Annotated in this window: 9 protein-coding genes and 1 pseudogene; 6 read left to right on the plus strand and 4 right to left on the minus strand. The window is 71.4% G+C overall.

Annotated features, from left to right (window positions below):
- Positions 1–139 precede the first annotated feature (139 nt).
- Positions 140–3259 (plus strand): efflux RND transporter permease subunit, encoded by a 3120-nt coding sequence (locus ACIQU3_RS28460; protein WP_403732440.1) that lies wholly within the window; start codon positions 140–142, stop codon positions 3257–3259.
- A 116-nt stretch (positions 3260–3375) separates the two neighbouring features.
- Positions 3376–5592, plus strand: coding sequence for a protein kinase (locus tag ACIQU3_RS28465; RefSeq protein ID WP_403928318.1), 2217 nt, complete (start codon positions 3376–3378; stop codon positions 5590–5592).
- Positions 5593–5607: 15 nt separating this feature from the next.
- On the opposite strand, the gene nadA is transcribed toward ACIQU3_RS28465, so the two are convergent.
- Entirely contained in the window at positions 5608–6792 is a 1185-nt protein-coding gene (gene nadA / locus ACIQU3_RS28470; RefSeq protein ID WP_403928321.1) for a quinolinate synthase NadA, read from the minus strand.
- Positions 6793–7074: 282 nt separating this feature from the next.
- On the opposite strand from nadA, the gene ACIQU3_RS28475 reads away from it, so the two are divergent.
- Positions 7075–7431 (plus strand): iron-sulfur cluster assembly accessory protein, encoded by a 357-nt coding sequence (locus ACIQU3_RS28475; protein ID WP_031109243.1) that lies wholly within the window; start codon positions 7075–7077, stop codon positions 7429–7431.
- Between the two features lie 91 nt (positions 7432–7522).
- On the opposite strand, the gene ACIQU3_RS28480 is transcribed toward ACIQU3_RS28475, so the two are convergent.
- A complete protein-coding gene (locus ACIQU3_RS28480; protein ID WP_403928324.1) occupies positions 7523–9703 on the minus strand; it encodes a hypothetical protein in 2181 nt (726 codons plus the stop codon).
- 146 nt (positions 9704–9849) lie between these two features.
- Entirely contained in the window at positions 9850–10056 is a 207-nt protein-coding gene (locus ACIQU3_RS28485) for a hypothetical protein (RefSeq protein WP_403732451.1), read from the minus strand.
- 132 nt (positions 10057–10188) lie between these two features.
- Between ACIQU3_RS28485 and ACIQU3_RS28490 the strand changes: the two genes are divergently transcribed.
- Positions 10189–11163: a carbohydrate kinase family protein gene (locus ACIQU3_RS28490; protein WP_403732454.1), complete on the plus strand. Its 975-nt coding sequence runs from the start codon at positions 10189–10191 to the stop codon at positions 11161–11163.
- Between the two features lie 91 nt (positions 11164–11254).
- On the opposite strand, the gene ACIQU3_RS28495 is transcribed toward ACIQU3_RS28490, so the two are convergent.
- The gene (locus ACIQU3_RS28495; protein WP_403928327.1) at positions 11255–12634 is read right to left on the minus strand and encodes a cysteine desulfurase/sulfurtransferase TusA family protein; all 1380 of its coding nucleotides are present in this window, start codon (positions 12632–12634) and stop codon (positions 11255–11257) included.
- A gap of 263 nt (positions 12635–12897) precedes the next feature.
- Here ACIQU3_RS28495 and coxB point away from each other — a divergent pair, with 263 nt between their 5' ends.
- Together coxB and ACIQU3_RS28505 are read left to right on the plus strand one after the other, a co-directional pair.
- Complete coding sequence (coxB, locus tag ACIQU3_RS28500; RefSeq protein WP_030837547.1) at positions 12898–13863, plus strand: cytochrome c oxidase subunit II; 966 nt, start codon at positions 12898–12900, stop codon at positions 13861–13863.
- Positions 13860–14068 (plus strand): annotated as a pseudogene (locus ACIQU3_RS28505) (cytochrome ubiquinol oxidase subunit I); the annotation flags it as partial. The gene coxB and the pseudogene ACIQU3_RS28505, both read left to right, overlap by 4 nt.

Raw genomic sequence — 14068 nt, forward strand, 5'->3', positions numbered from 1 at the left:
GCCGGAGTATGCGCCGCATAAGGATTTGGACCTGGGGCCTACGAAACCCGGTTCCCGCATGGCTCAGGGTGTAGGGGCGGGCGCTCATCTGCGCGTCCGCTGCCGCTTCTGCCGTTAAACAGAAGAGAGACCTTCACCCATGTCCTGGCTGTCCAGGTTCAGCCTCGCGCAACGGGCCTTGATCGGGCTGATGTCGATCATCGCGCTCGTCTTCGGGGCGATCGCGATACCCCAGCTCAAGCAGCAGCTGCTGCCCACCATCGAACTGCCCATGGTGTCCGTGCTGGCGCCTTACCAGGGCGCGTCCCCGGACGTGGTCGAGAAGCAGGTCGTCGAACCCATCGAGGACACCCTCGAAGCCGTCGACGGCATCAGCGGCATCACCTCCACCGCCGGCGAGGGCAACGCCGTGATCATGGCGTCCTTCGACTACGGCAACGACACCAAGCAGTTGGTCGCCGACGTCCAGCAGGCCGTCAACCGGGCCCGCGTGCAGCTCCCGGACGACGTCGACCCGCAGGTCATCGCCGGCTCCACGGACGACATCCCGACCGTCGTCCTGGCCGTCACCTCCGGCCGCGACCAGCAGGCCCTGGCCGACCAGCTCGACAAGACGGTCGTGCCGGACCTGAAGAGCATCGACGGCGTCGGCCAGGTCACCGTCGACGGCGTGCGCGACGTCCAGGTCACCGTCACGCCCGACGACGCGAAGCTGGCGAAGGCCGGCCTGACCGCTCAGTCCCTCGGCGAGGCCCTGAAGGCGGGCGGCGCGACCGTCCCGGCGGGCTCCTTCGACGAGGGCGGCGCCAACCGCACCGTCCAGGTCGGCGGCGGGCTCACCTCGGTGGAGCAGATCCGCGACCTGATGGTCAAGGGCGAGCCCGGCAAGGGCAAGCCGGCCCGCCTCGGCGACGTCGCCACGGTGAAGCAGCAGGAGGCCACGGCCGACTCCATCACCCGCACCGACGGCAAGCCCAGCCTCTCCGTCGCCGTCACCATGGACCGCGACGGCAGCGCGGTCGCCATCTCCGACGCCGTCCAGGACAAGCTCCCGGACCTTCGCAAGGACCTCGGCTCCGGCGCGACCCTCACGGTCGTCAGCGACCAGGGCCCGGCCGTGTCCAAGTCCATCGAGGGCCTGACCACGGAGGGCGCGCTCGGACTGCTCTTCGCCGTGCTGGTGATCCTGGTCTTCCTGGCCTCGATCCGCTCCACCCTCGTGACCGCGGTGTCCATCCCGCTGTCCGTGGTCCTCGCCCTGATCGTGCTGTGGACGCGCGACCTGTCGCTGAACGTCCTCACCCTGGGCGCGCTGACCATCGCCATCGGCCGGGTCGTCGACGACTCGATCGTGGTCCTGGAGAACATCAAGCGCCACCTCGGCTACGGCGAGGAGCGCCACTCGGCCATCCTCAACGCCGTGCGCGAGGTCGCCGGAGCGGTGACGTCCTCGACGCTCACCACGGTCGCGGTGTTCCTGCCGATCGGCCTGGTCGGCGGCATGGTGGGCGAGCTCTTCGGCTCGTTCAGCCTCACCGTCACGGCCGCGCTGCTGGCGTCCCTCCTCGTCTCCCTGACGGTCGTGCCGGTCCTGTCGTACTGGTTCCTGCGCCCCCCGAAGGGCACCCCCGAGGACGCGGAGGAGGCGCGCCGGATCGCGGAGGAGAAGGAGGCCAGGAGCCGCCTCCAGCGTGTCTACGTCCCCGTCCTGCGCTTCGCGACCCGCCGCCGCCTCACCAGCGTGGCCCTCGCGATCGTCGTCCTGGTCGGCACGTTCGGCATGGCGCCGCTGCTGAAGACGAACTTCTTCGACCAGGGCGAGCAGGAAGTCCTCACCGTCAAGCAGGAGCTGAAGCCCGGCACCAGCCTGGCCGCGACGAACGCCCGGGCGAAGAAGGTCGAGCAACTGCTCGCCGGCACCAAGGGCGTGAAGGACTACCAGGTCACGGTCGGCTCGTCCGGCTTCATGGCGGCGTTCGGCGGCGGCACGGACACCAACCAGGCCTCGTACCAGGTGATGCTGGACGACTCGGCGTCCTACGAGGACGTCCAGGACAGCATCGAGAAGGGCCTGGCCGGCCTGAAGGGCATCGGCACGACCACGGTCGCCGCCGGTGACGGCTTCGCCAGCCAGGACCTCAGCGTGGTCGTGAAGGCCGCCGACGCCGGCGTCCTGCGCACGGCGTCCGAGGAGGTCCGCAAGACGGTCGCCTCCCTCGACGACGTCACGGACGTCTCCAGCGACCTGGCGACCAGCGTGCCCCGCATCTCGGTCAAGGCCAACGACAAGGCCGCCGCGGCCGGTTTCGACGACCAGACCCTCGGCGCGGTCGTCGCCCAGGCCGTCCGCGGCACCACCGTGGCGAAGGCGGTCCTGGACGACACCGAGCGCGACGTCGTCATCCGCTCGGCGAAGCCCGCCACCACCCTGAAGCAGCTTCAGAACCTGCGCCTGGGCGGAGCGGTGAAGCTCGGCGACATCGCCACGGTGAAGCAGGTCGACGGGCCGGTCTCCATGACCCGCATCGACGGCCGGCGAGCGGCCACCATCACCGCGAAGCCGACCGGCGACAACACCGGCGCGGTCAGCGCCCAGCTCCAGTCGAAGATCGACGCGCTGAAGCTCCCCGACGGCGCCACGGCGTCGATCGGCGGTGTCTCCGAGGACCAGGACGAGGCGTTCGCCAACCTGGGCCTGGCGATGCTCGCCGCCATCGCGATCGTCTTCATGCTGCTGGTCGGCACCTTCCGGTCCCTGATCCAGCCGCTGATCCTGCTGGTCTCCATCCCGTTCGCCGCCACCGGCGCGATCGGCCTGCTGATCGCCACCGGCACCCCGATGGGCGTCCCGGCGATGATCGGCATGCTGATGCTGATCGGCATCGTGGTGACGAACGCGATCGTGCTGATCGACCTGATCAACCAGTACCGCAAGCGGGGCCACGGCGTCGTCGAGGCCGTGATCGAGGGCGGCCGGCACCGGCTGCGCCCGATCCTCATGACCGCCCTGGCGACGATCTTCGCCCTGCTGCCGATGGCCCTCGGCATCACCGGCGAGGGCGGCTTCATCGCCCAGCCGCTGGCCGTGGTCGTGATCGGCGGCCTGGTGACGTCGACGCTGCTCACCCTGCTGCTCGTCCCGACCCTCTACGCGATGGTCGAACTCCGCAAGGAGCGCCGGGCGAAGAAGCGCGCGGCGAAGAAGGGCCTCTCGGCCCGGCGGACGGACGCGGCGGAGCCGGAGCCCGCGAACGTGTGACGGCTTGACCACGGCGGCCGGGCACCGACCCTCCGGGGCCGGTGCCCGGCCGCTGCGTTGCGCGGTTCCGTATCCTGTGGATCGCGAACGCCACTACGGGGGAAGGGGTTTCGGGCGTGCCGCTGCACAGGGACGACCCGAAGTCGGTCGGCGGCTACCGGCTGGTCGACCGGCTGGGGGCCGGGGGCATGGGAGTGGTCTACCGGGGCAGGGCGCGGTCGGGCCGTGTCGTGGCCCTGAAGGTGGTGCACGCCCAGTACGCCGAGGACCCGGTCTTCCGCAGCCGGTTCCGGCAGGAGATCGCGGCCGTACGCAAGGTCAGCGGTGCCTTCACCGCGCCGGTCCTGGACGCCGACCCCGACGCGGCGCGGCCCTGGATGGCCACCCAGTACGTGGCGGGGTCCTCCCTGGCACACCGGGTCCGTGACCGGGGCGCCCTCACCGGCTCCGAGCTGCGCCGGCTGGCCCTGGGCCTGGTCGAGGCGCTGCGCGACATCCACCGGGCCGGGGTGGTGCACCGGGATCTGAAGCCGGCCAACGTCCTGCTGGCCGAGGACGGCCCGCGCGTCATCGACTTCGGCATCTCCCGAGCGGCGGAGAACCACCAGACGCTCACCGAGACCGGCCAGATGATCGGCACACCGCCCTTCATGTCCCCCGAACAGCTCGTCGACGCCCGCGCGGTCGGCCCGGCGTCGGACGTCTTCTCGCTCGGGTCCCTGCTGGTGTACGCCGTGACCGGGCGTGGCCCCTTCGACGCGGACAGCCCCTATCTGACCGCGTACCGGGTGGTGCACCACGAACCCGTGCTGGAGGACGCCGGCGGGCCGCTGCGCGCCCTGCTGGAGCGCTGCCTGTCCAAGGAGCCGGGGGACCGGCCCGGACTCGACGAGCTGGCCCGGGAGCTGGCGGCCGTCCTGCCCGAGCCGGTGGACAGCGATCCGGCCACCATGCCCCTCCACGCGGACGGGCTCACGGCCGTCGAGCCCGTCCGCCCCGTGACCGCGGCCCCGCAGCGGGCCGGCCGGCTCCGCCGGCGCGCTCGGCGGCTGCCGGTCGTGACGGGCGCGGCCGGTGCGGTCGTCCTGGGTCTGACGGTCTATCTGACACTGGGCCCCGGCATGGCGTTGAGCGGCGACAGGCCCGGTTCCTCCCCGTCCCGATGGGCGGCGCCGCCGGCCGGATGGCGGCCCTGGCAGACGACGGTGTACGAGACGGCCGGGCGCGGAGTGCGCACGGCGCCCGACCGGCGGGAGGGCGGAGCGACGCGGGGCGGGCCCCAGTGCCGCGTTCACGAACGCGCCGTGTACTGCGCGGGCGACGGGATCCTGCCCGTACGGCTGGACGGCAGGACGGGGGCGACCGTCTGGCGCACCGGTCCGGCGGCGTCCGTCACCGGCGACGACTTCGCCAGGTTCAAGATCCTCGGCGTCGTCGACGACGCGGTGGTGGTGCAGCAGGAACCGCAGGGCGAGGGGCCGAACCGGATCCTCGCCTTCGACACCGGCACCGGTGAGTCGCTCTGGCAGCGCGCGGTGAACGCGGAGCGGATCGATCCGGTGCTGTACGGCGGCCTTGTCGTGCTCCCGGAGGGCGACGGCACCTCCGTGACCGCCCGCTCCCCCCGCGGCGGAGCCGCGCGCTGGACGCAGCGGCTGCCCGCCCGTCACTACTGCGGGGCCACGGGAGTGGGCGAGCGGCTGTACCTCCAATGCGTCCCGGAGGCGGAGGGCCCCTCCCTGGTCGTCGAAGCCGGCCGCGCCGACGGCCGGGACCGGCGGCTGACCGTCCCGGCGAAGGCCGGCCTCCTCGGCGCTCTCGACGGCCGGCTCCTGTTCCTGGACTCCAAGGAGGACGAGGACGGAAACCTGCTCGTGGGCCAGGACGCACCGTACGCGGCGATCCGGACGGTGGATCCCCGCACCGGGGCCCACCGCACCACGAAACTGTCCGAGGAGTACGGGGGACAGGTGTCGCTGGCGGACGGCACCTTGTGGTTCGCCGCGTCGAACGGGCAGGTCACCGCCGTCTCCGCCGGGACCGGCAGGCCGCTGTGGAAGACCCCGACCAGCCTGGAGCGGCCGAGCGAGGCGACGTACGACCCGCGGGCCCGGGCCGTGTACCTGAGCAGTGCCAGCGGGCGTGTCGGGGCGCTCGACGCGAAGAAGGGCACCCAGCTCTGGGAGACGCTGCCACGGGCCGCGCGCTACGACACCGACTGGGGCGCCACCGAGGTGGGAGCCCTCGACGGTGCTCTGGTCGCCTCCACGCCCGACGGCACGGTCTTCAGTCTCGACCCCGCGCACCCCGAGCGGAAACCGCGCTCGGGGTGACGGGGGACAGGACGGCTACGGCAGCGCCAGCATCCGCTCCAGTGCCAGCTTCGCGAAGGCCTCCGTCTCCTTGTCCACCTCGATGCGGTTGACGAGGTTGCCCTCGGCCAGCGACTCCAGGGCCCAGACCAGGTGCGGGAGGTCGATGCGGTTCATGGTCGAGCAGAAGCAGACCGTCTTGTCGAGGAAGACGATCTCCTTGTCCTCCGGCGCGAAACGGTTCGCGAGGCGGCGGACCAGGTTCAGCTCGGTGCCGATGGCCCACTTGGAGCCGGCCGGCGCGGCCTCCAGGGCCTTGATGATGTACTCGGTCGAGCCAACGTAGTCCGCCGCGGCCACGACCTCGTGCTTGCACTCGGGGTGCACCAGGACGTTCACGCCCGGGATGCGCGCGCGCACGTCGTTCACCGAGTCCAGGCTGAAGCGGCCGTGCACCGAGCAGTGGCCGCGCCACAGGATCATCCTGGCCGCGCGCAGCTCGTCGGCGGTCAGGCCGCCGTTCGGCTTGTGCGGGCTGTAGACGACGCAGTCCTCCAGGGACATGCCCATGTCGCGCACGGCGGTGTTGCGGCCGAGGTGCTGGTCCGGCAGGAAGAGCACCTTCTCGCCCTGCTCGAAGGCCCAGTCCAGGGCCCGCTTGGCGTTGGACGAGGTGCAGATCGTGCCGCCGTGCTTGCCGGTGAACGCCTTGATGTCGGCCGAGGAGTTCATGTAGGAGACGGGCACGACCTGCTCGGCTATGCCGGCCTCGGTCAGCACGTCCCAGCACTCGGCGACCTGCTCGGCCGTCGCCATGTCGGCCATCGAGCAGCCGGCGGCGAGGTCGGGCAGCACGACCTTCTGGTCGTCGGACGTCAGGATGTCCGCCGACTCCGCCATGAAGTGGACGCCGCAGAACACGATGTACTCGGCCTCCGGGCGGGCGGCCGCGTCCCGGGCGAGCTTGAACGAGTCACCCGTCACATCGGCGAACTGGATGACCTCGTCACGCTGGTAGTGGTGGCCGAGCACGAAGACCTTGTCCCCGAGCTTCTCCTTCGCCTTGCGGGCGCGTTCCACCAGGTCCGGGTCGGACGGCGAGGGCAGGTCGCCGGGACACTCCACACCGCGCTCGCTCTTCGGGTCGGCCTCACGGCCGAGGAGCAGCAGGGCGAGGGGCGTCGGCTGGACGTCGAGCTCCTGGGGCTGGGCGGTGGTCACGACACGCACCCTTTCTGTTTCTGCGACTTTTCGTCGATTTGACGCTATCTATCATAACCGCTTCACGTCACTTTGACGATGGCCATAGCGTCTGTGTGACGTGAATCCCGGCGAGCCCCCGTACATTCCCGGGAAGACCCGGAAAGAGCCGTTTTCCGGTTCCCGGCGCGTGTGCGAGCATGAAAAGGGGCCGAGATCGAGCGCCCGGCCCGGAATGAATCCGCGGTCCCGCCGGTTGCAACCGTCGGCAAGCAGTCTCCGTACAACCCGGGAGAGATGTAGATGTCCGTATCGGACGAGACCAGCACCGTCACCGACGGCATCATCCTGACCGACGCCGCCGCGTCCAAGGTCAAGGCACTGCTCGACCAGGAGGGCCGCGAGGACCTCGCGCTGCGCGTCGCCGTCCAGCCCGGCGGCTGCTCCGGCCTGCGCTACCAGCTCTTCTTCGACGAGCGCGCCCTCGACGGCGACGTGGAGAAGGACTTCGGCGGTGTGAAGGTCGTCACCGACCGCATGAGCGCCCCGTACCTGGGCGGTGCCACGATCGACTTCGTGGACACCATCGAGAAGCAGGGCTTCACGATCGACAACCCGAACGCGACGGGCTCCTGCGCCTGCGGCGACTCCTTCAGCTGAGCCCGCCGAGCCGCCACCGGCGGCCGTGGACACGACGAAGGCGGCGGCCCCCTCCGAGGGGGGCCGCCGCCTTCGTGCCGTACGGCCGTGCCTACCGCTCCCGTGTCGGGGGAGCCGGCAGCCGCGCGCCGTCCTTCGCCAGCGGGACGGCCTTGCCGTCCGCGTCGACGACCGCCCGGTCGCCGAGCGGCGCCTCCAGCTGCACGGTCTTCTGGAACTGCTTGGCGATCATGACGCAGACCTTGTCAGGCCACGGGGTCGACGTCACGGTGACCGTCACCTCGTCGCCCTTCTCGCTCGCCTTCACGTCGTAGTCGGAGCACACCCCGCCGGTGAAGGACACCGTCAGCTCCGCGCCCTCGGCCCGATAGCCGTCCACCTTCACCTCGCGCGGACCGGGCGCCGACGACGGCTGGTCGCTCGGCTCGTTCGGCTCGGGGGAGACCAGGTACTCCGGCTCCACCGCCGGGTAGGTCACCGTGAACGGGTCCTTCGCGCCCGGCGCCGTCACTTCGAACAGCCAGGACGGCACCAGCGCCTGCCGTCCGTCCACGACGTGCGCGGCCAGCCCGAACACCGCGCCCTCGACGGTCACCGTGTCCTGCCCGGAGGCACCGCCCGACGGCTGCTCACAGGGCTGCTCCAGCCGGTCCTTCAGCGGCACGGGGCCGGCGCAGCCGCCGATGCCCATCCGGTGGTCCTTCTTCGGCTGCCCGTTCATCAGCTCCAGCGCCTTCTCGGCGCTGACCACCGGGTATGTGTCGCCCTTCACCGGTGCCTTCAGCTGACCGGTGCCGCCGACGACCGCGCCGTCCTGGCCGACCGTGATCCCCGTCGGCCAGCCGTGGGTGGGCAGTCCGCCGACGACGGGAGCGGCGTTGACCACCCGCTGTGCCCCCGTGACCTGGCTCGCGTCGACCTTCGCGTCGTCCTGACCCGCCGCCTTCAGCACGGGCGCGGCCGCCTTCCGGGCGACCTCTTCGCTCACCGGAGTGCCATCGGACTGCGGGGCCGTGCAGGTGTCGGTGCCCTTGCAGTTGTCGGTCCCCGGCGCGTACCGGCTGAACGTCCAGGACCCCGGGGCCTGCTGGTTGACCTGGAGGCTCGGCCCCGACCCGTCCTGGCCGCCGATCCTCCAGACCTCGCCCTGCGCCACCGGCGCCCCCTCGACCCCGAGGGCCTTCGCCAGCCGGGCCACGTCAGCCTTGCCGACCTCGCCCCGCGCCCGGTACACCGGCGCCTTGGCGGGGCCGTCGGGCAGGGGACCGCCGAGCCGGTAGGTGGCGCCGTAGGGATTGGGTTCGCCGGGCGCGATGCCGTTGCCGCCGCCGGCCGTGGACTCCGAGTAACCGTCGAGCGCGAGCGGCGGGGGAGTGCCGTCCCCGCCGGGTGCACCGGACGTCGTGCCGTCCCCCGGCCCGCTGGAGGCGTTGGAGGCGAGCCAGGCCCCGCCGCCGCCGATCAGCAGCACGGCGGCGGCGACGGAGGCGATGATCGCGGGCGTACGCGACCGGCCACCACCGTGCCGGACCAGGTCTTCCTCGTCGCGGGGCAGTTCGCGGACCGGCGCGGGAGCGACACGGGGGCGTGCCACCCGCGCCTCGGTTTCGTCCGCGGCGGCTTCATGAGGGGGCGCAGGAGTGGATTCGGGTGCGGGTGCGGGTGCGGCTGCGGGTGCGGCTGCGGGTGCCGCCGCCGAGGCGGAGCGGGCTTCCGCCAGGTCCGCGCCCTCGGCGACGGCCTCGCGATCCGGGGACGGCTCGTCGTCGCCCTGCCGCCCTTCGGCCGCAGCCACCTCCGCGGCCTCTTCGGGTGCAGTTGTCTCCGCGGCCTCTTGGGGTGCAGTCGTCTCCGCGGCCTCTTCGGGAACAGCCGTCTCCGCGGCCTCGTGGGGCGCAGCCGTCTCGGCGGCCTCTTCGGGCGCGCCGGGCTCAGCGACGGCCGGAGCAGCTGCTCCCGGCTCGTCGGTCTCGGCCGGCTCCGCCTCGGCGGCCGGTGTCTCACCGTCGGCGGCGTCGGGAGTCCCGCCGGTCACACCGGTGTCGTCGGCCTCCGCCGACTCTCCGTTCTCCGTCGGCTCCCCGTCCTCCGCCGACGCCCCGACGCCCGCCGGGACATCGGCCTCGGCGGACGCCCCGGCCTCCGCCGACACGTCAGCCTCCGTCGACGCCCCGGCCTTCTCCGTGCCGCGCGCCTCGGTCTGCGGAGCGGCATCGGCGGGAGCGTCGGCCGCTTCCCTGACGTCGTCGTTGTCGGGTGGCTCGGTGTTCACCGCATCGCTCCTTCGGCTGCACAGCTGTCCCATGGGACCCGGCCCGGTCGTACCCGGACCGCTGGTGGGTCGTATCCCGCCTCCCCTTTACGGGGGACAGCGATGGGACGCAGCGGGGGAGCACACGGTTCCCGCGTGCGCGCCGTTCAGTCCCCGTAGTCGGACATGGCGTCGAGCAGCCGTGCCGACGCCGGGGGCACGGACACGCCGTGGATCAGAGCCGGGGACACCGGACGCGAGACGATCCGGGGGACCGCCCAGTGCGGAGCCATCCGCGCCCCGTCACCCGGCAGCGACGCCAGATCGCCCTCGAGATCGACCGGAACGGGCGCATGGACCTTGAGGTTCGTCATAACGGCACCGTATGCACGGTCGAGCTCACCGAGAAAGATCTACTATCGGGTAGTTTCGATGCCTTCAGAGCCGTCCCGCCCACCCGATAGCGTGAACCGACAAGGTCCGCCTCCCACAGGAGAATCCACGCCGTGCGCATCGCAGTCACCGGCTCCATCGCCACCGACCACCTCATGACCTTCCCCGGCCGCTTCGCCGACCAGTTCGTAGCGGACCAGCTGCACACGGTCTCGCTGTCGTTCCTGGTCGACAAGCTCGACGTGCGCCGAGGCGGCGTCGCCGCGAACATCGCGTTCGGCATGGGACAGCTCGGCACCCGCCCGATCCTGGTCGGCGCCGCGGGCGCGGACTTCGACGAGTACCGGGCCTGGCTCGACCGGCACGGTGTGGACACGGAGTCCGTCCGCATCTCCGACACGCTGCACACCGCACGCTTCGTGTGCACGACCGACGCCGACCACAACCAGATCGGCTCCTTCTACACCGGCGCCATGAGCGAGGCCCGCCTCATCGAGCTGAAGACCGTCGCCGACCGCGTGGGCGGCCTCGACCTGGTCTCCATCGGCGCCGACGACCCGGAGGCGATGCTCCGCCACACCGAGGAGTGCCGCTCCCGGTCGATCCCGTTCGCCGCCGACTTCTCGCAGCAGATCGCGCGCATGGACGGCGAGGAGATCCGCATCCTGCTGGACGGGGCGACGTACCTGTTCTCCAACGAGTACGAGAAGGGCCTCATCGAGACCAAGACCGGCTGGAGCGACGCGGAGATTCTGTCCCGCGTCGGCCACCGCGTGACCACCCTCGGCGCGCGCGGCGTGCGCATCGAGCGGGTCGGCGAGGACCCGATCGAGGTCGGAACGCCCGACGAGGAGCGCAAGGCCGACCCGACGGGCGTCGGCGACGCCTTCCGCGCGGGGTTCATGTCGGGCCTGGCCTGGGGCGTCTCCCTGGAGCGTGCCGCGCAGGTCGGCTGCATGCTGGCGACCCTCGTCATCGAGACGGTGGGGACGCAGGAGTACCAGCTGCGGCGCGGGCACTTCATGGAGCGGTTCACCAAGGCGTACGGCGATGAGGCCGCCGAAGAGGTCCGGGCTCATCTGGGCTGATCTTCCGTCCGCGGGGGCGTGGTGGCCGGCCGCGCCCCGCGGCGGCAGCCGCATGCCGGCACGGCCCCGCCCCCCCCGAAGAGCCGGCCGGTCAGCTCACCCGGCGGACCACATACGCCGTTCCCTGGTCCGCCGGCTCCTCGCCCACGTACTCCTGGCCCCGCATCTCGCACCACGCCGGGATGTCCAGGCGGGCCGCCTCGTCGTCCGACAGGACCCGGACCAGCCCGCCCACGGGCACATCGCCGACGACCTTCGCCAGCTCGATCACCGGGATCGGGCACCGCTTGCCCAGGGAGTCCACGACGAGCACGTCGGCCTCCCGCACCACCGTCTCCAAAACCGGCGCCCCCAGCTTCTCCCGCACCGCCGCCACCGTCCGGGGAAGCACTTCCAGGAACCTCTCCACGTCCTCCTCGGCCGCCCCCGGCGGCAGCGACACCCGCACATTCCCTTCACTCAGCACGCCCATCGCCCGCAGGACGTGGCTCGGGGTCAGCGTGCTGCTCGTGCAGGACGAACCGGACGAGACCGAGAAGCCCTCGCGGTCCAGCTCGTGCAGCAGGGCCTCGCCGTCGACGTAGAGGCACGAGAAGGTGACGACCCCGGGCAGCCGGCGCACCGGATCACCGACGACCTCGGCGTCGGTCACCAGCCGCGGCACCCGTGCCCGGATCCGGTCCGTCAGCTCCCGCAGGCGCCGTGCCTCCTCGGCCGCCTCCGCCCGTACGGCCCTGAGCGAGGCGGCCGCCGCCACGATCGCCGGGATGTTCTCGAAACCGGGCGCCCGCCCCGACTCCCTCTCGTCCACCGGCTCTTGCGCCGCGAACCGCACCCCCTTGCGCACGGCGAGCAGCCCCACACCGGACGGCCCACCCCACTTGTGCGCACTGGCCGTGAGCAGCGACCAGTCCCCTGCGACCGGCCCCCACCCCAGGGACTGCGCCGCATCCACCAGCAACGGCACCCCGGCCGCACGGCACAGCTCGGCCACCGCCCCGACGGGCTGCTCGGTCCCCACCTCGTGATTGGCCGACTGCAGACACGCCAACGCCGTGTCCGCGCGCAGGGCATCGCCGTAGGCCGCCGGGGCCACCGACCCGGTGCGGTCCACCGCGACCCGGGTGACGCTCCCCCCGGCCGCCTCCAGGAGCTCCGCCGAATGCAGTACAGAGGAGTGTTCGACCGCGGACACGATCAGGTGACTCCCGATCCGCCTCCGCCCGGCCAGCGCCCCGGCAATCCCCGTGTGCACGGCACGGGTTCCGGACGCGGTGAAGGTCAGTTCGTCCGGCCGGCATCCCACCGCCTCGGCGGCGGCCTCCCGCGCCGCGTCCAGCAGCACCCGGGCCCGCCGCCCCTCCCTGTACAGCCGCGCGGGATCCGCCCACCCCTCGTCGAACGAGGCCAGCAGCGCCTGCCGGGCGACGGGATGAAGCGGAGCACTGGAAGCAGCATCGAAGTAGGCCACACGGCAACGCTAGAACGTCCCCGGGGAAGGCGGACCTCGGGGGCGCGGGGAACTGCGCGAACAGCTACAAACAGCCCGCAGCCGCCAATTCAGCGAACCACCCGAGTGAGTAGGCACCCCTCCCCGAGAACCCCCGGAAGGCGTCGGCTAGGGTTTGGTCCGCATAAACATCCAAACCCCTGCCCGACGCAGGGCGGCGACCGACCAGCGAGAAGGCCAGGCCGCAGCCGACCGCGCGGGCGAGACTCTCGGGAAGGCGCTACGTGAGTCCCAACGGCTCCGACCGCTCGCCGCGGCGCCCGATGCGGCGGAAGCTGCTGCAGGCACTGACCGCGGGCCTGGTCTTGGCGACAGCCACCGGTTGCTCGTACAACTGGGAAGACTTCCCCCGCCTTGGTATGCCCACCCCGACCACGGAAGAGGCTCCCCGGATCCTCTCCCTGTGGCAGGGTTCCTGGGCGGCTGCGCTCGCCGTCGGCGTGCTGGTGTGGGGTCTGATCCTGTGGAGTGCTTTCTTCCACCGGCGCAGCCGCACCAAGGTCGAAGTTCCTCCGCAGACCCGGTACAACATGCCCATCGAGGCGCTGTACACCGTGGTTCCGCTCATCATCGTCTCGGTGCTGTTCTACTTCACCGCCCGTGACGAGTCCGAGCTCCTCAGCCTCAAGAAGAAGCCCGACGTCACGGTCAACGTGGTCGGCTTCCAGTGGAGCTGGTGCTTCAACTACATCGAGCCGGTCGCCGGTTCCACCGGGGACGCGAAGACCTCGAAGGACCTGGACGCGATCCCGGACCGCTTCAAGAAGGACTTCCCGGCAGGCGCCGGCGGCGTCTACGACTGCGGCACCCCCGGCACGCGGAACCCGCAGACGGGCAACCCGGGCCCGACCCTGTGGCTGCCCAAGGGCAAGACGGTCCGCTTCGTCCTCACCTCGCGTGACGTCATCCACTCCTTCTGGGTGGTGCCGTTCCTCATGAAGCAGGACGTCATCCCGGGCCACACCAACGCCTTCGAGGTGACCCCCAACAAGGAGGGCACCTTCATGGGCAAGTGCGCCGAGCTCTGCGGCGTCGACCACTCTCGGATGCTGTTCAACGTGAAGGTGGTCTCCCCGGAGCGCTACGAGCAGCACCTCAAGGACCTCGTGGACAAGCAGCAGAACGGTTACGTTCCTGCCGGCATCGCGCAGACGAGCCACGAGAAGAACCGGGAGACGAACAACCTGTGAGCATCCTCAACGAACCCCAGGGTGCCGCGGCAGCAGGGTCCCACTACCAGGACGAGCTGCCGGTCAGGCGCCAGAACCGCGGCAGTGTCGTGGTCAAGTGGCTGACGACGACGGATCACAAGACGATCGGCACGCTGTACCTGGCGACGTCGTTCGCGTTCTTCGTCATCGGCGGCGTGATGGCGCTGCTGATGCGCGCCGAGCT

The organism is Streptomyces sp. NPDC101110, assembly GCF_044759525.1.
Lineage (GTDB): Bacteria > Actinomycetota > Actinomycetes > Streptomycetales > Streptomycetaceae > Streptomyces.

Bases quoted from the DNA above. Each gene is read 5' to 3' on its own strand.
- ACIQU3_RS28475 (WP_031109243.1), top strand. From the start codon at position 7,075: ATGTCCGTATCGGACGAGACCAGCACCGTCACCGACGGCATCATCCTG.
- ACIQU3_RS28460 (WP_403732440.1), top strand. From the start codon at position 140: ATGTCCTGGCTGTCCAGGTTCAGCCTCGCGCAACGGGCCTTGATCGGG.
- ACIQU3_RS28485 (WP_403732451.1), bottom strand. From the start codon at position 10,056: ATGACGAACCTCAAGGTCCATGCGCCCGTTCCGGTCGATCTCGAGGGC.